General features: G+C 36.9%; 16 protein-coding genes. 4 read left to right on the forward strand and 12 right to left on the reverse strand.

The genetic code is table 11. The features are described from left to right. The first annotated feature begins 74 nt into the window (after positions 1-74). The 4 genes from ruvB to coaE are packed head-to-tail and all read left to right on the forward strand — an operon-like array spanning position 75 to position 3,268. Complete coding sequence (gene ruvB, locus DYR29_RS12685) at positions 75-1,097, forward strand: Holliday junction branch migration DNA helicase RuvB (protein WP_142719109.1); 1,023 nt, start codon at positions 75-77, stop codon at positions 1,095-1,097. Positions 1,098-1,137: 40 nt separating this feature from the next. After that, positions 1,138-1,749 (forward strand): FMN-binding negative transcriptional regulator, encoded by a 612-nt coding sequence (locus DYR29_RS12690; RefSeq protein WP_213277165.1) that lies wholly within the window; start codon positions 1,138-1,140, stop codon positions 1,747-1,749. Between the two features lie 13 nt (positions 1,750-1,762). Further along, positions 1,763-2,629: an MBL fold metallo-hydrolase gene (locus DYR29_RS12695; protein ID WP_047425133.1), complete on the forward strand. Its 867-nt coding sequence runs from the start codon at positions 1,763-1,765 to the stop codon at positions 2,627-2,629. 9 nt (positions 2,630-2,638) lie between these two features. Beyond that, complete coding sequence (coaE, locus tag DYR29_RS12700) at positions 2,639-3,268, forward strand: dephospho-CoA kinase (protein WP_213277166.1); 630 nt, start codon at positions 2,639-2,641, stop codon at positions 3,266-3,268. Between the two features lie 135 nt (positions 3,269-3,403). Here coaE and DYR29_RS12705 read toward each other — a convergent pair whose 3' ends face one another. The 12 genes from DYR29_RS12705 to lpxB form a co-directional block, all read right to left on the reverse strand. Further along, positions 3,404-7,834: a GEVED domain-containing protein gene (locus DYR29_RS12705; protein WP_213277167.1), complete on the reverse strand. Its 4,431-nt coding sequence runs from the start codon at positions 7,832-7,834 to the stop codon at positions 3,404-3,406. A 167-nt stretch (positions 7,835-8,001) separates the two neighbouring features. Beyond that, positions 8,002-11,025, reverse strand: a complete 3,024-nt coding sequence (locus DYR29_RS12710) for a reprolysin-like metallopeptidase (protein ID WP_213277168.1) — start codon at positions 11,023-11,025, stop codon at positions 8,002-8,004. A gap of 180 nt (positions 11,026-11,205) precedes the next feature. After that, positions 11,206-11,871, reverse strand: a complete 666-nt coding sequence (locus tag DYR29_RS12715) for a DUF6048 family protein (protein WP_213277169.1) — start codon at positions 11,869-11,871, stop codon at positions 11,206-11,208. Continuing rightward, complete coding sequence (locus tag DYR29_RS12720) at positions 11,837-12,313, reverse strand: DUF6452 family protein (RefSeq protein ID WP_213277170.1); 477 nt, start codon at positions 12,311-12,313, stop codon at positions 11,837-11,839. The genes DYR29_RS12715 and DYR29_RS12720 overlap by 35 nt, the downstream gene beginning before the upstream one ends. 30 nt (positions 12,314-12,343) lie before the next feature. Further along, positions 12,344-13,756 carry a 23S rRNA (uracil(1939)-C(5))-methyltransferase RlmD gene (gene rlmD / locus DYR29_RS12725; protein WP_213277171.1) on the reverse strand — a complete coding sequence of 471 codons (1,413 nt, stop codon included), beginning with the start codon at positions 13,754-13,756 and terminating at the stop codon, positions 12,344-12,346. Between the two features lie 107 nt (positions 13,757-13,863). Continuing rightward, complete coding sequence (locus tag DYR29_RS12730; RefSeq protein WP_213277172.1) at positions 13,864-15,396, reverse strand: TlpA family protein disulfide reductase; 1,533 nt, start codon at positions 15,394-15,396, stop codon at positions 13,864-13,866. Positions 15,397-15,703: 307 nt separating this feature from the next. After that, positions 15,704-16,471 carry a succinate dehydrogenase/fumarate reductase iron-sulfur subunit gene (locus tag DYR29_RS12735; RefSeq protein WP_002976316.1) on the reverse strand — a complete coding sequence of 256 codons (768 nt, stop codon included), beginning with the start codon at positions 16,469-16,471 and terminating at the stop codon, positions 15,704-15,706. Between the two features lie 23 nt (positions 16,472-16,494). Further along, positions 16,495-18,507: a fumarate reductase/succinate dehydrogenase flavoprotein subunit gene (locus DYR29_RS12740; RefSeq protein WP_142719119.1), complete on the reverse strand. Its 2,013-nt coding sequence runs from the start codon at positions 18,505-18,507 to the stop codon at positions 16,495-16,497. 15 nt (positions 18,508-18,522) lie between these two features. After that, positions 18,523-19,185: a succinate dehydrogenase cytochrome b subunit gene (locus DYR29_RS12745; protein ID WP_213277173.1), complete on the reverse strand. Its 663-nt coding sequence runs from the start codon at positions 19,183-19,185 to the stop codon at positions 18,523-18,525. Between the two features lie 144 nt (positions 19,186-19,329). Then, positions 19,330-21,099 (reverse strand): ComEC/Rec2 family competence protein, encoded by a 1,770-nt coding sequence (locus DYR29_RS12750; RefSeq protein WP_249413496.1) that lies wholly within the window; start codon positions 21,097-21,099, stop codon positions 19,330-19,332. 142 nt (positions 21,100-21,241) lie between these two features. Then, entirely contained in the window at positions 21,242-22,333 is a 1,092-nt protein-coding gene (locus tag DYR29_RS12755; protein WP_213277175.1) for a glycoside hydrolase family 99 protein, read from the reverse strand. Between the two features lie 42 nt (positions 22,334-22,375). Further along, on the reverse strand, positions 22,376-23,479 hold the full coding sequence (gene lpxB / locus DYR29_RS12760) for a lipid-A-disaccharide synthase (protein ID WP_213277176.1): 1,104 nt from the start codon (positions 23,477-23,479) through the stop codon (positions 22,376-22,378). Positions 23,480-23,537 lie beyond the last annotated feature (58 nt).

The following is a 23,537-nucleotide window of genomic DNA, read 5'->3' on the forward strand; positions in this document are numbered from 1 at the left end:
ATCTTAACCTTTTCTCAATCTGCCCTTCAACCTTAGTCGAAATTTGCTATCTTTGAGGTAAATGAAATGAATTAATGCCAGATTTTTTACATCCAGATAAGGAAAACTACTCACGCGAGGAGCTGATGCAGGAAGAACAGATCCGTCCCCAGAGCTTTAAAGATTTTGCGGGGCAGAGAAAAACGCTGGAGAACCTTGAAGTTTTTGTTACCGCTGCAAAAAGACGTGGCGGAGCATTAGATCATGTTTTATTGCATGGTCCGCCGGGACTTGGTAAAACCACTTTAGCCAATATTATTGCCAATGAACTTGGAGTAAACTGCAAGATTACTTCAGGCCCTGTATTGGATAAACCTGGAAGTTTAGCTGGTTTATTGACCAATCTGGAAGAAAATGACGTTCTTTTCATTGATGAAATCCACCGTCTTTCTCCTGTTGTAGAGGAATATCTGTATTCTGCAATGGAAGATTATAAGATTGACATCATGCTGGAAACAGGTCCTAATGCCAGAAGTGTACAGATCGGACTGAATCCTTTCACCTTAGTAGGAGCAACTACCAGAAGCGGAATGCTTACTAAACCTATGCTTGCCCGATTCGGGATTCAAAGCAGGCTGGAATATTATTCTATTGAACTTTTGTCAATGATTATTCAGCGAAGTGCAAGAGTACTGGGCGTTGTCATTTATGAAGATGCAGCGATAGAAATTGCAAGAAGAAGCCGTGGAACCCCAAGGATTGCCAATGCATTATTGAGAAGAGTACGTGATTTCGCAGAGATTAAAGGAAATGGGGAAATTGAAATCAATATTACAAAATATGCACTGAACTCTCTCAATGTGGATGAATTTGGTCTGGATGAAATGGATAATAAGATCATGCGGGTTATGATTGAAAACTTCAAAGGAAAACCGGTTGGTATTTCAGCTTTGGCCACATCTATTGCTGAAAATCCTGAAACGCTGGAAGAAGTTTATGAGCCATTTTTGATTCAGGAAGGATTTATTATCAGAACCCCGAGAGGAAGAGAAGTTACTGACAAAGCTTACAAGCATTTAAATATTACAAGACCTAAAAATCCGGGAGAGTTATTTTAAGTTCAAGATTTAAGGTTTAAGGTTAATGAGAGTTTAGTTTATGTTTATACCAAAATTATACAGAAGTGAAGATTACAATTTGATGAGAGAGATCATCAAAGAAAATTCTTTTGCTTTACTGATTTCTTCTGTTGACAAAATCCGGGCAACCCATGCTATGATGATGTTGAATGAAGATAATCCGGAAAATGCTTATATTGAAACTCATATTTCGAGAGCTAATCCACAGGCGAAAACCTTAAAAAACGGAGATGAAATTTTGTGTGATTTTTTAGGAGCTCACACCTATATTTCCAGCAGCTGGTATGACCATATCAATGTTTCCACCTGGAATTATGAAGCTGTGCAGATCTATGGAAAGATTGAACTGATGAATCATGACGAGCTTTATACTCATCTGGACAAATTAACATCCAAATATGAAAAATTTCAGCAATGTCCGATGATGGTGAAAGATATGGGAAAAGAATTTGTGGAAAAGGAAATGAAGGGTGCTTTTGGTATTAAAATAATTCCTGACGAAATATTTATCAAGCAAAAACTTTCTCAGAACAGAAAAGAAGCTGATTATGACAACATTATCAACCATCTTGAGGGTTCTGATGATAATGCAAGAAAGATTGCGGAAAAAATGAAAGTAATAAAAAAATAATCAAAATATACATATGAAGTTATATCCAATACAATGTGGAAAATTTAAACTGGACGGCGGTGCTATGTTCGGAGTCGTCCCGAAGAGTCTGTGGGAAAAAACAAACCCGGCAGACGAAAAAAACCTAATCGAACTGGGAACACGTTCCCTGCTTATTGAAGACGGAAAAAAATTAATCCTTGTAGACTGCGGTCTTGGTAACAAACAGGATGATAAATTTTTCGGACACTATTCTCTTTGGGGAGATGATACTCTTGATAAAAATCTAAAGAAATACGGTTTTATAAAGGAAGATATTACTGATGTATTCCTTACTCACCTTCACTTCGATCACTGCGGTGGTGCTATTGAATGGAATGATGACAGAACCGGATACAGACCGGCTTTCAAAAATGCCAACTTCTGGACTAATGAAAATCACTGGCAATGGGCAACAGAACCTAATGCAAGAGAAAAAGCAAGCTTCCTGAAGGAAAATATTATGCCGATGCAGGAAAGCGGCCAGCTTAATTTTTTACCTCTTCCTACTACTGGAAACTACGGTTTTGCTCCGGATCTGAAGATGGATGTCATCTTTGTAGACGGACATACGGAAAAGCAGATGCTTCCTGTAATTCAGTATCAGGAAAAAACAGTTGTTTTTGCGGCGGATCTTATTCCAACGGCGGGACATATCAACCAGGTATATGTAATGGGATATGATACCAGACCTCTTTTAACATTGGAAGAGAAAGGTAAATTCCTTAAGCAGTGCGTAGATAACGAATACTTATTGTTCTTTGAACATGATGCTCATAATGAGCTGGCAAGTCTTAAAATGACCGACAAAGGGGTAAGACTTGATGAGACTTTCACTTTTAATGATGTTTTTGGATATTAATTTTAAATCATGGAAGAATTACATTCAGAAACACAACAGGCGGAACCGGAACCAGCACCCAAGATCATAGGTTTAACAGGCGGAATCGGTTCTGGAAAAACTACAGTAGCGCACTTTATAGAGGAATTCGGTTTTCCGGTTTATTATTCCGATGACAGAGCAAAGGCAATTGTCAATGAGAGTGAAGATCTGAAAATAAAGATCAAGGAACTTCTTGGTGAAGAATCTTATGATGAGCAAGAATTATATGACAGAAAATTTGTCGCCGGTAAGGTTTTTAATAATAATGATCTGCTCCAGCAATTGAATGAAATCATACACCCGGCTGTACGGATTGATTTTGAAAACTGGGTAAAGAAGCAAAGCAAATATCTGGTCTTCAAAGAAACTGCATTATTGTTTGAACTAAAACTTAACAGGCAATGTTATAAATCTCTTTTGGTAACCGCTGAAGATAATATCAGAGCTAAAAGAGTAATGGACAGAGATAACAAAACCTACCGCGAGGTAGAGGCTGTCATGGAAAAGCAGATGCCTGAAAGGGATAAAATTAAAATGGCAGATTGTATTATCTACAACAATACCAATCTGGAAGAATTAAAAGAACAAACCGAAAAAGTAATTTTCAGTATTGAATAAATAAGAACTCGTTAGGAACTTTTCTAACGAGTTTTTTTATGCAAAAAAATTCTTAGGAATTATTTCCATTAAGGTGTTTTTATAAAAAATAAGCCTCCATTTCTGGAGGCTTATTCTATTTGAAATTTAGCTTATTTATTCTTTGATAAATTTCTTCTGAACAGTTTTACCGTTATCATCAATATCGATTACATAAACACCGTTAATCAATCTGCTTACGTTGATTTGGTTGTTTAGTAAGATACCGTCTCCGATTACCTGTCCGGCAGCATTGTAGATCTTATATTTAGCTCTCTTGCTGATATTTTTCACAAACAATATTGAGCTTACCGGGTTAGGATAAATCATGATACCTGTCTGATCAATTGGATTAGCAACGATCGGTTTAGAGATTCTTACTGTATAATCCTCTACTTCTCCGTTTTTGAAGCTTGTACAGTTTACAGGAATACCGTCTCTTTCCATTGCTACTCTCATTACAACATACTTGTAATCTGTCATACTTACAAACGCATCTGCCGGTACATTGAATTTACCTGAGATAGGGCTGTCTGTATTTGGTGGAGAGCTTAATACTCTTTCATTGATATCAAATTCACCATTTCTGTTGAAGTCGATCCAAACCGCGATTCCTTCGTTATAAGTATTTCCAGTCCATTTTTTCTCAATGATGATCTCATTGTCTGTTGAACCCTGGATCATTTCGATGAATGTTTTAGGAACTCCTGTATAATCTGTATACGTTGATGCTCCTGATTCATTCTCCATTGTTTTCTTACCGGTAGGCTTCACTGTAACTTTAGAAATATGCTCGCCTGTAGAACTTCCTGAATGCATCTGACAGTAAATTACTGTAGGAGTTGTGAAGTAATATGGAGGAGTATAATTTCCTGGTGTACCGTTACAGATATTAACAACCTGCATTTCATATTTTGTTAATTCTGTAAGACCTGTTAATACAAGGTTGTTAACTAATGATGGTACTTCTGTCCAGCTTGGAATACCTACTTTTCTATATCTAAGAACATATGTTGCTCCTGGGAAAGGATCCCACTGGATTGCTGCCGATGTAGGAAGCAATTGAGTGATTGTTAATCCCGGAGGCGGAATTTCACAGATTCTTTCTGTAGTAAATACTTTAGGGTTAGAATATGGATTCAGAGTCGTTTCACCGTTACACATATTAGCAATCTGTACTTCATAAGTAGTGTATGGCTCTAATGGAGTTACACTTCCTAAAACATAAGTATTTGCAGGAGCTGCCGGTAAACTGATAATATTCCATGTAGTGGTACCTACTTTTCTCCATCTCATTGTATACGTAGAGCTTGCTGCAAGCGGAGCCCATGTAATCAATGCTGTTGTTGGAGTAATGTTAGTTACCGTCACATTCGGAGGAGTAGGATCACATCTTGTTGTGAACGTCTTGATTGGAGTAGCTGTACCAACAACATCTCCACAAATTGCTGCAACTTCAACTTCATAAGTAGTAGCAGGAGTTAATCCACTAATTAACAATGGAAGGTTTCCTAATTGTGTAGAAGCATATACTGATGTCCATGCTGTTGTTCCCTGAACTCTGTATCTTACTACATAACTTACTCCTGCTCCTGTAATTGTAACAGTAGCTGTTGTATGAGTAGTAGTAAATGTAGGTGAGTTTGGAGTTGCATTGCTACAAGGTCTGATTCTTACTCTGTAGTCTTCCACCTCTCCATCTACAGCATTCTGACACATTACAGGAGCACTTGTACGTTTTAGTACAACTCTCATTGTAGTAGTCAATGGACCTGTATAAGATGTTGAAGGAACGGTAAATGTAGCCGTAACAGGAGTAGTTGTATTAGCCGGAGAAATTAAAATTCTCTCAGCATCTGTAAACAGTCCGTCTCTGTCAAAATCGATCCATGCTGTTACAGCATCATTTCCTGTTGCTCCAGTCCAACCTTTAGCTACAGAGATTTTATTATTTTGAGAATTAACATCTAAAGTAATAAGAGTCTCAGGTGTTGTGTAGCTTGTATAATTAGTCTGTACTGAAGTATTGTTCATTGGAGGAACTCCAAGGTTCGAAGAGGTAACTGTTACATTCGAAATATGGTCATTCGTTCCGGTACCTGTCATCTGACAGTAAGACAACGGTGGAGTTGTAAATGTAACTGATGATGAGTAAGCTCCTGTAGAACCTCCACATGTTGTAGAAATCTGAACTTCATAATTCGTCTGCTCACTAAGACCTGTGATTCCATAGTAGTTTTGACCCGCTGGCACAGTAGCCGTCTGCCAAACACCTCCAGGAGTAGTTCTCCATCTGATATTATAAGTAGCTCCTACAGTTGCAACCCATGATACTGTTGCAGTAGTTGCACCAATATTGTTTACTGTAATATTCGTTGGAGGAGCTGTTGAACATGGTTGAGAATCTACAAACTTCACTGCATAATCTTCTACTTCTCCCTGACTAAATGTTCCACAAGGGGTAGCGTTATCAAAATATCTCATTACGACACGCATACGGGTAGGAAGATTTCCTGTGTATACATTTCCACTCGCTACTGTAGGTACAGCAAAAGTTGCCGTTACCGGAGTAGTAGTATTATAAGTTGTATTGAGAATTCTCTCACTTGTTTCAAATGTTCCGTTTCTGTTAAAGTCAACCCAAGCTGAAACTCCATAAGATGTAGGAGAACCCGGCCAGTATTTATTCACAGAAATTTTATTATTTGCAGAACCTCTTTCAAAAATAATAACTCTTGTAGGGTCTGGTGTATAATCTTTATAGTTATCCGATCCTGAATTACTTACCATAATAGGAGTATTCGTAGGAGTAACAGTTACATTATTAATATATCCACTAGTAGCAGTGTTACTTGTAGGACCTGCCGTACAATAAGTAAGTGCTGGAGTGGTAAAGTTTACACTCGGAGAGAATGCACCTGTAGTACCTCCACAGATAGTAGCTACCTGAACTTCATATGCTGTTTGTTCTAATAGCCCTGTAAGCATTTGGTTACTCACCAAAGGTGTGTTTACAGCAATCTGCTGCCATGCACCAGAAGGAGAAACTCTGTATCTTACGATATAAGTAGCACCTGTAGTTGATGTCCAAGTAACGTTAGCTGAAGAAGGTGTTACATTGTTTACCTGAATGTCAGAAGGTGGAGCTGTAGTACATGCTGATAAATCGATAAGTTTAACGGCATAATCTTCAGTCTCACCATAAGAATATGTTCCACAAGCATTAATAGGACTATACTCATTCATTACAACACGCATTCTGGTAGTAAGGTTTCCTGTATATGCACCACCTGCAGCATTTGGTATATTAAATGTGGCGGTAACCGGCGTTGTTGTATTACTTGGAGAAGTCAATACTCTTTCAGATGCTTCAAAAACACCATTACGGTTAAAGTCAATCCAAACTCCTGTTAAGAAGCTATATTGATAACCCGGCCATGTTTTTGCTACAGAAACAGTAGCAGTACCACCTCTTACCAAAGTAACTAATCTTGTAGGATCTGTACTGTAATCTGTATAACCACTTTGATTAGAGTTACTTGTCATGGAAGGAGCTCCTTGCGCATTAACTGAAACCTGGCTTATATACCCATCAATAAAAGTACTTGTAGCAGCTGAATTACAATAGCTAAGTGCCGGGGTTGTAAAGTTTACACTGGAAGAAAATGCTCCCTGAGTACCCCCACATATAGTAGCTACCTGAACTTCATATGCTGTTTGTTCTGTTAATCCGGTAATGATCTGATTTCCTACCATAGGTGTTGTTACGTTAATTGTCACCCAAGGTCCTCCTGCTAAAGGTCTGTATCGTACAACGTACGTAGCTCCTGCGGAAAGATACCAGCCTACATTAGCTGTAGCTGTTGTCAGGTTTGTAACTGTAATATTGGTAGGTGGAGCTGTTGAACAAGCTGGCAGCGGATGGCTTTCCAACTGTATTCTAGGAATATCTGCAAGCCTGTCTTTTGCTGCAGGAGGTGCTGCAGGATCAGGGTTTGTAGAATCTTCATAATAGATCATCCCTCTGTTTGCTCCTGCATTATAAGATCCCCAAGCTGTACCTGGTGAAGACGAATAACCTGGAGTTTTTTCATTTACAGCAATCACAAGATTGTCTGTTCCGTTCCACAAAAACGGAGTAGCTAACTGAAGTGTTACCCAGTTGCCATTTGTTAGGTTAGGTAAAGTTCCGTCGAAAACCTTGGTCAAAGAATTTAATGGAACCCAGCTTGTTGTGGTTGCAAAGTTATTCTGGGTTGTGTTCCCCATATATACCACCCAGTCCTTATATACATCCTGAGATGTTGAAACTGTGGTGGAATAAAACTTTACAGCCGTGATATAGTTCGACGTACCTATGGCAGTCGTAAGCTCCGCAGCAGTATAAATCTGCTGGGAATAACTATACCCATAATAGGAACGTATGGGGAGATACACTGAGGTACCCGTTCCTGTCCCGATCTGTCCTGCCTGAGCCGAGACTTTGGATACAAAGCCTGTACAAATCAAACAGAGAAACAGAATTAAAGAGGTAAAGAATTTCTTCATAATGTTTTCATTATAATATTAATCATACAAATCTAATCATTTTTTGTTATTAATTTATAGGTGCATTTAGGTTTTTTTTGTAAAAACACAATAATATATCCACTTATGCTTTAAATAAAGAAATCCCCGGGACAGCCCGGGGATTTACTAATATTTAAAGGTTATCTTTATTTTTTGATGAATTTAGATTTGAATTGCTCAATTCCTTTATCATCTATTGTAATTACATAACCACCTTTAACTAAAGCTGAAACATTCACTTTTCCATTATTGATATTTCCTCTATCTACTAATTGTCCAGCAGCACTATAGATTTTATAAGTAGCTTTATCTGAAACTTTAGTAACATTTAGAACATCACTTACCGGGTTTGGATAAATCTGAATACCGTTATTTTTAACAGCAGTTTCAGAAGTAGCAAGGTTACCAGTAATAACTACGTTGTAATCTTCAACTTCACCGTAATCAAAATTATTTCCACATAGATAATCTGCCGGCAATGATAAGCCTGCATTTGTATTTCCTACATAAAATAATACGACTCTCATTCTTAATGGCTGCCCTTCTACTGCATCATTTGGAATTGTAACATTCCCTGTTACTACAGTTGGTGACGGAGTAAGCGCTACAGGATAATTCAATACTCTCTCTGTTTCGCTGAAAACACCATCCTTATTAAAATCAATAAATGCTGCTACTGTATCATAATCAGCAACATCTGGGTTACTAGCAGTAACAGACATAGGGTAAACATTCCCTTTTGTCAAATTAATCTGAAGTGCAGTGTTTGTTGTATAGTTTGTATATGTACTGCTTGCTGAAGTATTATTGATATTCGCAAGTGTTACATTGGAAATATACTCATAGTTAGCATCAGTCGTAGAAGCAGTACAATAAGCAAGTTGTGGTGTAGTGAAGTTTACAGAAGCAGAATATGTTCCTACTGTAGTACCGCAAACCAAAGCTACCTGAACTTCATACTGTGTACCATCTATTAGATTACCTAAGTTGATTGAAGGCACTGTGGTATCAGCCTCAGTCCAAACAGTTGCACCTACCTTTCTATAACGTACTTTGTAAGTTGCCCCAGTATAAGACATCCATGATACGCTTGCAGAAGACACCGTGATATTGCTCACCACTACGTTCGTTGGAGCAGCACTGCTACATGCAGATAGAGGTGCAATACTAACAGGTCCTACCGCATAGAAAATATTACCTATTGAAGAAATTCTTACTTTAATGGTCTGACCATTCAATGAAGAAGGGAAAGTAAAGTTTTCAGAACCGTCATTAGGTGTTGATGCTGATAATACAGTCCAGGTTGTTCCGTTATCTGTAGTATAATCAATCTTTACATTGGTAACATTATAAGGAGCAGCATTTGTATTTGCAACAATCCATTGAACCGGAGTTGGAGTATTCACATCTGCATATTGGTTAGCTACTCTGAAAGGTCCGTTATTTCCTACAACAACTGTCTGAACTTTAAAAGCAGACTGCTGTTGAGCCACATTAGAATTATTATCTCTAACAGTTAATGCAAAGTTTGTTGTTCTTGGTACAGTTGATACCGCCTCCCATGTATTATTTGCATTGTTTAATACTCCATTCATTACAGATGTAAATTTCGGGAAGTATCTTACTGGATTCGTACTTGGAACAGCAGATCTGAATGAAGCTCCAGACATTGTATTTCCTAAGTTAAACTTATTAATAGAAACTGATGCATTATCAACTTCTTCCCAAGAATAAGTCATTGGATCACTTTCAGGATCTGTAGCAGCACCTGTTAAAACAAAAGCAGTCCCTTTAGGTATAGTATATGTTGGAAGATCCGTAATTACCGGTGGATTGTTAGTAATTGTAGTTTCTACATCACAAGTTTTTGCAATTAAGTTAGCCTGAACCTGACCGATACTTGCCTTATGGAAATAAGGATCAGAATTAGCCTGAACATCTGTATTAGGACCAGTAATACCAGCATATCCCATAATGGTAGTTCCTGAACCAGGCTCCATATTTACACCACTTCCTTCAATATTATGAGAGAAAGTATGGTTAGCTCCTAACTGGTGCCCCATCTCATGAGCAACATAATCGATATCAAAGCTATCACCTGATGGAATTCCATTTGCCGGGGAAGTAAATCCTGAACCTTTTCCTTTAGGAACTGTAGTAGTAGGATTGATACATACACATCCGATACATCCGGCATTTCCTCCACCACCTGATTTACCGAACAAGTGTCCGATATCATAGTTGACATCTCCTACATTAGCTGTTAAAGCAGCCTGTAGTTGTCCGTTCCACGCACCTCCCGCTCCTGTAGCAGCAGCAGAATATGGATCTGTAGCCGGATCAATATAAATTACAGCAGGAAAGTTCTGCAAATTCAAATGCAATGCAAAATCTTTCTCAAAAACTCCGTTTACTCTGGTTAAAGTATTATTGATTGCAACAAGTGCCGGAGCTCTTTTCTGATCATCTGTAGCTGTAGCAGGTACGCCAGCAAGTCCCATAAAATATTGAGTATACTCACCGGTAACAGACATGGCCAATCTCATTGTTCTGTATTTCTTATCAGAACTCTTGTTGAAAGTTGTAGCCTGATTTGAGAATGATTGCCCGTTTTTTAATAAGGCATCTATTTCCTTTTTAGCAACAGGAGATTCTTCTGTAGAACATAAGAACCCACTTTGATCCTTTTTAGTTTTAGGATGAACAGCATACACTGTTTTATCTGCAGAAGCCGGGTCAATAAATTCATATTTATCTCCATGGATGATCATCGACTGAAAATCATTAGGAGCAATACTGAATCTTAAATACTTGGTAGGGTCTTCTACACTTGTTCCAACATAAGATCCTAATTCATACTTGTCCGCCAGTTCCTTTACAACTACTGGAAAACTGTATACATTAAATCTTTCAATCTTCCCGCTCATAGTAGGAAGAGAAATCACTACAGGAGTGGCATTTGTACCCATTTCCTGTGCATTCTTCAGCTGAGATCTCAGTAAGTTCAGGTCTAATTTATAGTACCCGTTACCTCTTACATTGGATTGATCTACTCTAAATCCTGTACTTCTTTTGTTATCGTCTCCTTTTTTAAAGGAAGTTGGCGTCCATTGACCGAACACAGCTCCTCCTATAAAAGTAAACATTAAAGCAGTAAATACTCTTTTCATAAATTAAAACACAATTATAATTTCCGCCAAATATAGCTATTTTATAAATCTTATGGATAAAATAAGTTAATATTTTTCAACATAATACATCCATCACCCATATCTATTAAAAAAAATACAAACTTTAGACTCAACTAAAGTTTGTATTTTATATATTTTAAATACTAAGAAATACTATTTCTAAAACTTATACGCAATATTCCATGCAAATCCCATATTGAATTTTGAAGAACTTCTTCCGAAGCCCGGAACAATCATTGGAGAAATATCATCCTGCTTGGAAGTATATACCAAATATCTTGGCTGAAGATTCACATCGATATAGAAATTGGAATTAAATAACTGTACTCTGCCTCCCAATGTTCCTTCCAGCCAAAAAGATGACTGTGAGGATGAAGGAAAGGCTTCAGAAGAATTGCTTCCTCCAAATCCACGAACAGGAATTGCCATATACTCCTGATTATAAAATGATCCTGCTACTTTTCCTCCGGCATAAAATCCGTTGAATTCATTCTCCGCATCTTTTGCCAGCATATAGAATGCGCCCAACTTCACGAAAGGACCGCTTGCTTTTGCATCATAACCATTCTTCTGATAGACATTCTTTTCAAAACCCGCCTCTGCAATAGCATGAATATTTCCTTTTATCTTTGACGAAATAAATCCCTGATACAGTTTTCTGTCAGAAAAGAATCCGGCTCCGGTATTCAGAACATCAAGGCCAACCATAAAATTGGGTTCATATTTCTCGTGAACCTTCTTTTCTTCTTCCTTTTTTTTATCCTGTGCACAGCTTATTATTCCAAATAAACTAAAAAGAAAGGTAAAGATTAGTCTTGTCTTCATTCTCTATTTGATTTTGTCCGATTTCCACCTTTTGAACAGGATTCGGTGTTACTAATTCTGAAGTTAAATTCTCATAAGATTTTTTGATTCCGCATCCGGGAGAAACATACGTTGACTTTGTATTGTAATTAATCCTTACTTTAGATTCTGCCCCCTTAGATGTAAGTTTAAAATAAACGTCTGTATAAGGTGAATTGTCTACGCGTAAAGGAATTAACCGGGAATCAATTTTTGCCACTTTTCCCAGATCTACTTTTCCTGCTCCGTAATCTACCGCTACATAGAGTGTATCAAGTGTCGTCTCTTTTCCGGTAGAAAGTGATCTGAAAGCAACCTTCATTCTGGGAGTTCCTTCTCCGCTTTCACAAATATCATCATCTCCCCCGCAGGAAAAAAGCATCCCTAAAAAGCAGATCGCTATGAGAAATTTAAAGTATTTCATATTAAGATTTGAAATTCAAATTTAAATAAATTATTTTTTAATCAACAGCGCGATGTTCTCAACATGGTGTGTTTGTGGAAACATATCTACCGGTAAAATCTTCACTAAAGTATAATGTTCTTTCATCAAAGCAAGGTCTCTTGCCTGTGTTGCTGAGTTACAGCTTACATAAACTACTTTTTCAGGTGAAAGTTTTAAGATCTGTTCTACAACCTTCTGGTGCATTCCGTCTCTTGGCGGGTCTGTAATTAATACATCTGCTTTTGGATGATTTTCTAAAAACTCGTCATTAAAGACGTTTTTCATATCTCCACAATAGAAAGTTGTGTTGGTCAAACCATTCAATTCAGCATGTTCGATTGCTGCGTCTATGGCTTCCTGCACAGATTCGATTCCGATTACCTGTTTTGCATTTCTCGCCACATACTGTGCAATGGTTCCTGTTCCTGTATAAAGATCATACACTACTTCATCTCCTTTCAGATCTGCAAATTCTAATGTTTTTCTGTATAACTCTAACGCTTGTTTGTAGTTGGTCTGGAAGAATGATTTTGGTCCGATTTTAAATTTCAATCCATCCATTTCTTCCATCAGGTAACCTTCTCCGAAATATACATTGATATTTAAATCATAAATAGAATCATTCTGCTTAGGATTAATAGCATATACCAATGTTCTAATCTGCGGGAATTTTTCTAATAAGAATTCAAAAAGTTTTTCTCTGTTTTCTTTTTCTTCTCTGTAAAGCTGGAAAAGAACCATCCATTCTCCTCTGGAATTTTGTCTCATCATTAAGGTTCTTAAAAAACCTTCTTGATTTCTTACATCAAAGAAATCCAAGCCGTTATTTACTCCATATTCTTTTACAGCGAGTCTGATTGCGTTGGAAGGATCTTCCTGAAGGAAACATTCTTTCAAATCAAGAATTTTGCTCCACATTCCAGGAATATGAAATCCTAAAGCATCTTTACTTCCAAAGTTCTCTTCTGAACTGATTTCATATTGAGTAAGCCATCTCGCATTGGAGAAAGAAAACTCCATTTTATTTCTATAAAAATACTGTTCTTCAGCTCCCAGAATTGGCATTGTCTCAAAGTTATCAATTCCTCCGATTCTTTTAATATTATTATATACTTCTTCCTGTTTAAAATCAAGCTGTTTTTCGTAGCTCATGTTCTGCCACTTGCATCCTCCACAAGTCCCGAAATGAATACATTTAGGATCAACTCTGTAAGGTGATTTTTCAAGTACTTCAACCGCTTCCCCTTCATAATATTTTGACTTCGCCTTTTTCACTCTTACATTGACAATATCACCGGGAATTGCGCCTGTTACCATCACAGCTTTTCCTTCTTCTGTCTTTCCTATTGCAACACCTTTTGCTCCGGCAGTCAATAGCTTTATATTTTCAAGAATCAGATCTCTTTTTTTCTTCCTACTCATTCTAAAATTTTCTATTTTCCTAATTGAAACTATACGTTTCAGTTTGCAAAAATACAATAAAAAAAACCTTATCCGAAGATAAGGTTTCTATACTGTGTTAAAGTTTATTATTTTGTTGGAGCCGGCTGTGGATTTGCTGGCTGTTGAGCTGCAGAAGGATCAAGCTGTAATTGTGGTTGCATCTGCATATTTGGCTCTGCCTTTGGAGCTGAAAGACCAGTCTGCTTATCCAGAATAGTTACCAATTCCTGCTCACCAAGATTTACAAATGATCTGCTGGCAATTTTACCATCTTTATCAATGATCACAAAGCAAGGTAATTTGAATCCGTATACTCCATATTTCTTGGCAATATCAGAGTTCAGACCTCCTTCTCCGTAAACATTTACTCCCTGAACTCCTTTTAAAAGAGAATTGCTCGTTTTAATAAACTGATCTTTTGTATCGTCTACGTTTACGAATACAAAATTCATTTTAGATTTATAGAAATTTACCACTTCTTTTAATACAGGTACTGTAGCTTCACTGATATAAGGGTTCCATGAAGCATAGAAGAATAACATATAAGGTTTTCCTTTGTTTTCAGAAAGTTTATAAGCTTTTCCATCTTGTTTTGCTAAAGCTGCCTCTGGAGCGACATCTCCTATTTTAAGTCCTGTAATAGCTACCTGCATTTTTAACAGGTCACTTTTAATGGTAGCATCTTTAATATCTGAATCAATGATCTTTTTGATTTTGTCAATGTTTGCAGCTGGAGTTGTAGGATGAATATCCGCCTGAGCCATTACAAATGCCAAAAGATAGTCTTTTGCAGTCTGAGATAAATCTTTCTTTGTTTTTAAATACTGAGCAAACATCTCAGAAGTTGTAATTCCGGTTTTTCCCTTGCTGTTTGCTTCTGCATACTTCTGGAAATCAGGAGTCATTTTTACAAGAAGATATTGTCTGTAAAGAGGGATTGTTTTCACCATCGCATCTTTATCTGTTTCCAGCTGAGTTTCGTAATCTTTTAATGCTTTAGAAGCCTTGTAAGATGGATTTCCGGACATTGGCCCGTGAGACATTTCGTAGTTGGCAAGCAAATTAAGAATGGTAACTTTTACGTCATTTTTCTTCCAATCCAAAAGTGCTTTACTAGGATTGTTTTTCTTAGCAAGATCATCTACATTTTTATTAATATCTGCTTCAATTTTATGCATCCCTTTCAAGAATGCAGCTTCATCTCCGCCCATCAAAGCACCTATATTAACTTTAGTACCGTACTCCGCTAAGAACTTTTGACTTGCTGTAAGAAAATCATTATTCTTCTTGGCATCTCCTGTAACCACAAATTCATTTGGGAAAGTAGCTCCGTTTCCTGAAATATTCACTTTTTGTCCTCCTTCAAGATAGATAAGGCTTTGTCTGCCCGCATAGTTGATCACGTACATACCGTCCTTAGGAGCATCAAAACTTCCTGAAAAGTTTCCGTCTTTATCTAAACCAATATTAATTAAAGGCAGGGTTCCTACTCCTGAAGCTTCTACAAATTCGATTCTTTCCAGTGGTGAGCTTCCAGTAATTTTTCCTTTTACTTCTACTTTTTTTGAACAAGACATCACAAAAGCTGTGATGATAAACAATAAAAGATATTTTTTCATTTCAATTTTTAATATTACACAAAAATACGCTTTTTAGGGCTTGCTAATTCACACTAATTATTTTTTTTGAAAATTTTATTCCTGCTGTTCAAAAGGGACATTTCTAGTTATTTTATCCATCTCTTTTGGAATAGCAAACTGTATTTGAAAGTTAAAAAAAACGATTCAAATACCCTTCAAATATATACTTATTAAATAAAGAATGACTAAAATCCATCAATAAGTTAACAAACTTTAACAGGGTAATGCCATTCATAAAAAAATCGCCTCCAAAAATGAAGGCGATTTTTATGTATTTGAATCAATTCTATCCTTGATCTACAAGAGCAGCCATGTATTCTCTGTTCATTCTTGCGATGTTTTCAAGAGAAATACCTTTAGGACATTCTACTTCACATGCGCCGGTGTTCGAACAGTTACCGAAACCTTCTTCATCCATAGCTTTCACCATGTTCAGAACTCTTCTCTTAGCTTCTACTCTACCTTGAGGAAGTAATGCATACTGAGAAACTTTCGCTCCTACAAACAGCATAGCAGATCCGTTTTTACATGTCGCCACACAAGCTCCACATCCAATACAAGCAGCGGCATCCATTGCTCTGTCTGCATCTTCTTTCGGAACCGGAATTGCATTAGCATCCAATGTATTTCCAGAAGTATTCACAGAAATGAAACCTCCTGCTGCCATTACTCTGTCAAATGCGCTTCTATCTACCATCAAGTCTTTGATAACAGGGAAAGCAGCACTTCTCCAAGGTTCAATAACGATAGTCTCTCCATCTTTGAACATTCTCATGTGAAGCTGGCAGGTAGTGATACCTGTATCCGGCCCGTGAGCTCTACCATTGATGTAAAGGGAACACATACCGCAGATTCCTTCACGACAGTCGTGGTCAAAAGCGATAGGTTCTTTTCCTTCGTTAATTAAATTTTCGTTCAGGATATCCAGCATCTCCAAAAATGAAGAATCTGTAGATACATCTGATATTTTGTAGGTCTCAAACTGACCTTTAGTTTTACTATTTTTTTGTCTCCAAATTTTCAGCGTAAGATGTAAGCCTTTTTTTGCACTCATAATGTTATATTTTAGGTTGGAGATTATTTATAACTTCTAGTTTTAACCTCGATGTTGTCATATATCAGCTCTTCTTTATGCAACACTTCAGCGTTGATATCGTTACCCTGATATTCCCAAGCTCCGACGTATTTGTAGTTTACGTCATCTCTTTCCGCTTCTCCGTCCGGAGTTGAATGGTCTTCACGGAAATGTCCACCACAAGATTCGTTTCTGTGTAGTGCATCGATAGCCATTAGTTGCCCAAGTTCAAGGAAGTCTGCCACTCTGAATGCTTTTTCAAGCTCAGTGTTCATCCCTTCTCCTTCTCCCGGTACTTTTACATTTTTCCAGAAATCGTTTCTTACTTCTTCAATTTCTTTAATTGCTTCTCTCAGTCCTTCAGGAGTTCTTCCCATTCCTACTTTATTCCACATGATGTTTCCTAATTGCTTATGGAAGTGGTCTACGGAATGAGTTCCTTTATTGTTTAAGAAGAAATCAATTTTTTCTTTAATTCCTTTTTCAGCCTCGTCAAACGCTCCTGTATTGGTAGGAATAGTTCCTGTTCTGATGTCTGCAGAAAGGTAATCTGCAATCGTATAAGGAAGCACGAAATATCCGTCAGCCAGACCCTGCATCAATGCAGAAGCACCAAGTCTGTTCGCACCGTGATCTGAGAAGTTAGCCTCACCAATTACGAAACATCCAGGGATTGTAGACTGAAGGTTATAATCAACCCATACACCACCCATTGTGTAGTGAACTGCAGGATAGATCTTCATTGGAGTTTTATAAGGATCGTCAGCTGTAATTTTTTCGTACATTACGAATAAGTTACCGTATTTCTCCTCTACCCAGCTCTTACCTAAATCATAAATCTGCTGATCTGTTGGATTATGAATATGTTTTTCGATAGCGGATTCTTTACCTTTTTTCATGATCTCTGTAGAGAAATCCAGGTAAACTCCTTCCTGAGTATCATTATTTTCGATTCCAAATCCAGCGTCACATCTTTCCTTAGCTGCTCTTGAAGCAACGTCTCTAGGCACAAGGTTACCGAACGCAGGGTACCTTCTTTCCAAATAGTAATCTCTATCTTCTTCTTTAATATTTTCAGGTCTTAATTTACCTTCTCTGATTGCTACTGAATCTTCAATCTTTTTAGGAACCCAGATTCTTCCGGAGTTTCTTAATGATTCAGACATCAAAGTCAGTTTAGACTGCTGTGTTCCGTGAACAGGAATACAAGTAGGGTGAATCTGTACGTAGCAAGGGTTTGCGAAGTAAGCTCCTTTTTTGTGAATTTTCCATGCTGCAGAAACGTTTGATCCCATTGCATTGGTAGAAAGGAAATATACGTTTCCGTATCCTCCTGATGCAATAACTACGGCATGAGCAGAGTGTCTTTCGATCTCACCTGTTACAAGGTTTCTTGCGATAATCCCTCTTGCTTTACCGTCAACAATCACAAGGTCAAGCATTTCATGACGGTTATACATCTTGATTCTTCCTTTACCGATCTGACGGCTCATTGCAGAATATGCTCCTAATAATAACTGCTGTCCTGTTTGTCCTTTTGCGTAGAAAGTTCTTTTTACCTGAACCCCACCAAATGAACGGTTATCTAACTGACCGCCGTAATCTCTCCCGAAAGGAACCCCCTGGGAAACACACTGGTCAATAATATTTGCAGAAACTTCAGCTAATCTGTAAACGTTGGCCTCTCTTGCTCTATAGTCACCACCTTTAATGGTGTCATAGAATAATCTGTAAGTAGAGTCTCCGTCTCCCTGGTAATTCTTAGCTGCGTTGATCCCCCCCTGAGCAGCAATAGAGTGTGCTCTTCTTGGAGAATCCTGGTAGCAGAACGCTTTCACGTTGTATCCTTGTTCAGCTAATGTAGCTGCAGCAGAACCTCCTGCCAAACCTGTACCTACAACAATAATATCAATCTTATCTCTGTTGTTTGGTGCAACAAGGTTCATATGGTCTTTATGATTTTTCCACTTGTCTTTAAGAGGACCCGCTGGAATTCTTGAATCTAATTTACTCATACTAGTATATTGATATTATTGAGTTATAAAATGAAAAACTGCAACGATGATAAATCCTGCAGGAATAAGGATTGAATACCATTTCCCGAAAGCTTTGATCACCGGCGTATATTTTGGATGTCTTGCTCCGATAGACTGGAATGAAGACTGGAATCCGTGAGCCAGGTGCAATCCTAATAAAACAAAAGAGATCACATACAAAGCCACTCTCCAAAGATCAGCAAACTTCTCATGAAGTTCCGGCCAGAAACGTTCTGCATCTGGAGTTAATCCTTCCACATACTTGTAATTCATTTCATGAAGCCAGAAATCATATAAGTGAAGCGCTAAGAAAGCTAAAATAACAGCTCCTGAAATAATCATATTTCTGGACATCCATGAGGAATTCACTGCTGCATTGTTTGCTGCATACTTTACCGGACGCGCTTTATTATTCTTGATCTCAAGCACAAATCCCATAATGAAATGGAAAATTACTGCAAAACCAAGAATAGGCTGCATTAAGAACTGCACAAAAGGATTATAGCCCATAAAATCAGATGCTGTATTGAAAGCATCCTTATTCAGAACTGATAACAAATTGGTCGTCAAATGCAGTATAAGAAAAATCAGCAAAAATAGAGCTGATAATGCCATAGCATATTTTCTACCTATCGTAGAACTCGTTAAACCTGCCATATAAGTTTAAATTTGAATTTCTACAAAATTAAGAAAGTTTAACAATATCGAAAAGTGAGAAATCTCACAAATAGACAGTTTGTAATCTTTCTAAATAAGAATTCTATACATTATAAATACAGGAAAACACATAAATTATGACCGTTATTTCAAATCATAAATCCTATTCCTGAAAGCTACTTTTTGAACTGAATTTGAAATGGTTTTAAGCTCAAAATCATGTATTCTCCGTGAAGAGCAGTAAGGCTTCACAACAAACTGTAAAACCTTGTCTTTATTTTCCATATTTGAAATCCAGAAACAGGCCTTCTCTCCACTTTTTATTGAAATAATATTGTTTTTGCCGAATGTATGAATCAGCACTTCTTCTTTTTGATTTTCAAAGATATTACTACCCGTTCTTATGATCAGAAATGCAATGACAGCCATAATCAACCCCGAAGAGTTTTTAACATTGAATTTTAAGACAACTGATCTTAATAAATAAACAATCACAAACAATGAAAGCACCTCTAATCCGTTCATTGGAATGTTTTCAAAGAACAGCACATCAACCTCAGCAAACCAATGGATCATTTTCAACAAGATCTGAATAACAAAATCATATATCACATTCATCAATTCAAAATCAATCTCAAAAGAAATTAAGGCGGTCATCAGGAATGAAAAAACGATGATTATTTCTGAAAAAGGAACTATAACAATATTGGCAATGATTGAAATGAATGAAAACTGATGAAAATAATACAGCACCAAAGGAAGTGTTGCCAATTGCGCAGATAAAGATATTGTAATGGTATTAAACAGGAGTTTTTTAAGATAATTATCCTGTTTTGGAAAATATTTCAGGAGAGGCTGATTCAGCCAAAAAATTCCCAAAACGGCAAGAAAACTAAGCTGAAATCCTACATCAAAAAACTGCTGTGTGTCTCCAATCAGAATAAAAAAAGCAGATAAAGATAATGAATGAAGCAGGTCAGGTTTCCGCTGAAGCAATACAAAAATAAAATAAACACTCAGCATGATACAGGACCGCATGACTGAATTTCCAAATCCGATAAAAGCAGCAAACAGCCAAATAAAAACCAAGCTTAAAATGACTGCATATTTTCTGAATTTCAAGGAAATAAAACGAATCAGCAAAAAATAAAACATCCCGAAAATAACGACAATATGAGTTCCGGAAATAGCGAGAAAGTGAACCATTCCTGATTTATTGAAATCCTGCACAGTACCTGCATCAATCTCAGTACGATCTGCCAGAATGATTCCTTTTAAGAATTCTTTAGTCTTATCTGACATTCCGGTTTTAGCGATATTTTTGAGAACCTTAAATCTATATTGCTGTAACTTATCTGTTGGAGTTAAGTCATCCCGTTCTGTAGATTGAATTTCTTTTGAAACATAAGATTGATATTCAATATGTTTTCGCTTCAGGTACTTTTTATATTCAAACTGAAAATCATATTGAGGCGCTTTAGGCTGTATAATATAAGCATCAGCCTTGTAGTAGTGAACAAAATCCAGCTCTTTACTATCCTTGGGAACATAAAAAACTGAATTAAAGTTTATATTTCCAATCTGTCCTGTTCCTTCATATTTCTTATATTTTTCAGTGGTATTTAATTTTTGAGAGATTTTAAAAGTAACCGTTTGTTTTTTATTTACAAATGAAGAAGCATCTGAAAAAGTATTGTAAAAATGAAGAATAATCCCTGCTCCAAAAAACAGGAGTCCAAGCAAAAAAGTTTTGATTTTATGTAAAAAATAAGAATGAAAACATATTGCAGCCAGCATGATCAGACATATTACAATAATCAGATAAAATGTAATGCCTGCCAATATCATTTTCTCCTGGAAAAGAATTCCAAGAATAAAACAGATCACCAGAATAAGTAGAGGCTGTTTATGCAAATTCAATTAATTATCCCTGTAAAATAGATAATTAATCAATGAAATATTATCTCTCGAATAACTAAATAAGCACTTTACGACCTATCAAAGACATCAACAGAACACTTGATTTTTTGCTATGAAATTAAAGTTTGAAAGTAGGTTATCTCTTTATCAGAAATTTATCCGTTAAACGCTTCGTTTCTTTGATATAAAACAATGGATCTTTCCCATAATCTTCATATTTGAAATCTCCCGCTTTTTTAGGAATAGCAGGTTCTATTTGCGTTCCTTCATGCCATTCGTTGAAGGATGTGATTCCAATGAAATCCGGATTTACTTTGATAGCAGCATCAAACATGTTCTCGTAATACTTTCCATTGTTTCTGCTTTTGAAGTTGGCTTCGTTCCATGGACGTATTCTGGTATCGGAATAACCAGGTCCTACACAAGGAATAAAAATCATATTGTGATCTTTAGCATAGCTGGCCATAAAATTCCAGTTAGCAACAGTGCTTCCGTATACAAATCCTTCACTGGCAAAATAGGTGTAGAAACCATCAAAGCCGGATGAATCAAAAAATTTTGCATCATCTTTCTCTACCCATAATCCAATGTAAAGCGCATCCAGTTCTGTATTTCTAACCGTTTTCCCTCCGTCTTTGGCTAACATTTTAGTCCATTCTTCTTTAGGAATTTTATAACTGTCGTAGACATAAAACAATGGCTTTCCATCTTTTTTATAGAAAGCATGATGACCAGAATATGTTTTTACGAGATAAGAAAGCTGTTCTTTTAATTCTGAAGTATTTTTATAAAATGGCTCAATGTGAAATGCGATTTTTAAATCAAACCGATCCGCAATATCAAGGTATTTGATAAGACTTTTATCTGTAAACGAATCTTTTCCCAGCCAACTCACAACTACCACTCCCACTCCGGATTCTTTGATCATTTTCATATGTTTTTCAATGATCTTTGTGTCATTGGAACTATAATTTCCAAGCGCAGGATAAAAATTAGCCCCGATATCATCTCCACCTTTGTGGTGCCCAAGATTATTCCACTTCGGATTGCTCCAGTGAGGAAGAATTTCATGGTTCCAATGCTGATAACTTCCGTCCGTTTCAGGATTTCCGTACCACCCGTAGTAGAATATCTGAACTTTGTCTCTTGGGCTACCCTCTTGAGCAGCATTTTTCGAGAAAAACAAGGTGAATACCAATAATAACAGAAGACGGTTACAATAATTCATAGTAAAAAAAGTAGATTAAATTCTCAAAAAATCCCGGAAAGACTATACTTTCAATATTACCTCAGCAGCATGATCACTGGCGCCTTTTCCACCAAGCTTTTCTCTCAAAAGTTCGTAATCATTCAGAACCTGTGTTCTTTTTTCACCTGATATAATTTTATTGAGTTCTTCTACCAGGTTTTTCGTATTCAGATCATTTTGAATAAGTTCTTTCACCACTTCTCTGTCCATGATAAGATTAACCAGAGAAATATAATTGATGTTTTTCACTAATCTTTTCGCAATGGCATAGGAAATTTTGCTTCCACGATAGCAAACTACCTCAGGAATATTCAACAGTGCCGTTTCCAGGGTAGCTGTTCCGGAAGTCACAAGAGCTGCTTTGGAACACCTCAGCAGATCATAGGTTTTATTGGATACAAAATGAACATTCTCATCCACATATTTCTGATAAAATTCTTTAGGAAGACTCGGTGCTCCGGCAATTACAAACTGATAGTTTTTAAAATGTGGTCTTACGGAAAGCATTATTTCAAGCATCTTTTCCACTTCCTGTTCTCTGGAACCCGGTAAAAGCGCAATGATTTCTTTTTCGTTCAGACCATTATCTGATTTGAATTTTTCAATACTGATTTCCTGCAGATCCGAAATAGCATCCAGCAAAGGATGCCCTACAAAATGGGAATGAACTCCATGTTTTCTGTAAAAATCTTCTTCAAAAGGAAGAATCACCATCATTTCATCCACATACTTTTTGATAATTTCTACACGCCCTTCTTTCCATGCCCAAAGCTGCGGCGAAATATAATAAACTACTTTGATCCCAAGCTCTTTGGCAAATCTTGCAATTCTCAGGTTGAAACCAGGATAATCTACTAAAATCAAAACATCAGGTCTGTTCTTTTGGATATCCTCTTTACAGAATTTAATATTATTCAGAATGGTTCTGAGATTCATCACCACTTCCAGAAATCCCATAAAAGCAAGATCACGGTAATGCTTCACCAGTGTTCCGCCCTGAGCTTTCATCAGATCACCACCCCAAAACCTGAATTCCGCATTCGGATCCTTTTGTTTTAAGGCTTTCATCAAATTGCTTCCGTGTAAATCACCAGAAGCTTCTCCTGCAATAATATAATACTTCATTTCTATAGTAAGGATAGAGAACAAATTAAAATAGATATGATCTTAATTCGTAAATTTG

Source organism: Chryseobacterium indologenes (genome assembly GCF_018362995.1).
In the GTDB taxonomy this organism is placed as follows: Bacteria; Bacteroidota; Bacteroidia; order Flavobacteriales; family Weeksellaceae; genus Chryseobacterium; species Chryseobacterium indologenes_G.

What these genes read in the sequence shown, in the direction of transcription:
- DYR29_RS12735 (WP_002976316.1), bottom strand. Translation starts at nt 16,471, where the DNA reads ATGAGTGCAAAAAAAGGCTTACATCTTACGCTGAAAATTTGGAGACAA.
- DYR29_RS12695 (WP_047425133.1), top strand. Translation starts at nt 1,763, where the DNA reads ATGAAGTTATATCCAATACAATGTGGAAAATTTAAACTGGACGGCGGT.
- DYR29_RS12710 (WP_213277168.1), bottom strand. Translation starts at nt 11,025, where the DNA reads ATGAAAAGAGTATTTACTGCTTTAATGTTTACTTTTATAGGAGGAGCT.
- DYR29_RS12705 (WP_213277167.1), bottom strand. Translation starts at nt 7,834, where the DNA reads ATGAAGAAATTCTTTACCTCTTTAATTCTGTTTCTCTGTTTGATTTGT.
- ruvB (WP_142719109.1), top strand. Translation starts at nt 75, where the DNA reads ATGCCAGATTTTTTACATCCAGATAAGGAAAACTACTCACGCGAGGAG.
- rlmD (WP_213277171.1), bottom strand. Translation starts at nt 13,756, where the DNA reads ATGAGTAGGAAGAAAAAAAGAGATCTGATTCTTGAAAATATAAAGCTA.
- DYR29_RS12720 (WP_213277170.1), bottom strand. Translation starts at nt 12,313, where the DNA reads ATGAAATACTTTAAATTTCTCATAGCGATCTGCTTTTTAGGGATGCTT.
- coaE (WP_213277166.1), top strand. Translation starts at nt 2,639, where the DNA reads ATGGAAGAATTACATTCAGAAACACAACAGGCGGAACCGGAACCAGCA.
- lpxB (WP_213277176.1), bottom strand. Translation starts at nt 23,479, where the DNA reads ATGAAGTATTATATTATTGCAGGAGAAGCTTCTGGTGATTTACACGGA.
- DYR29_RS12730 (WP_213277172.1), bottom strand. Translation starts at nt 15,396, where the DNA reads ATGAAAAAATATCTTTTATTGTTTATCATCACAGCTTTTGTGATGTCT.
- DYR29_RS12690 (WP_213277165.1), top strand. Translation starts at nt 1,138, where the DNA reads ATGTTTATACCAAAATTATACAGAAGTGAAGATTACAATTTGATGAGA.
- DYR29_RS12740 (WP_142719119.1), bottom strand. Translation starts at nt 18,507, where the DNA reads ATGAGTAAATTAGATTCAAGAATTCCAGCGGGTCCTCTTAAAGACAAG.
- DYR29_RS12745 (WP_213277173.1), bottom strand. Translation starts at nt 19,185, where the DNA reads ATGGCAGGTTTAACGAGTTCTACGATAGGTAGAAAATATGCTATGGCA.
- DYR29_RS12755 (WP_213277175.1), bottom strand. Translation starts at nt 22,333, where the DNA reads ATGAATTATTGTAACCGTCTTCTGTTATTATTGGTATTCACCTTGTTT.
- DYR29_RS12715 (WP_213277169.1), bottom strand. Translation starts at nt 11,871, where the DNA reads ATGAAGACAAGACTAATCTTTACCTTTCTTTTTAGTTTATTTGGAATA.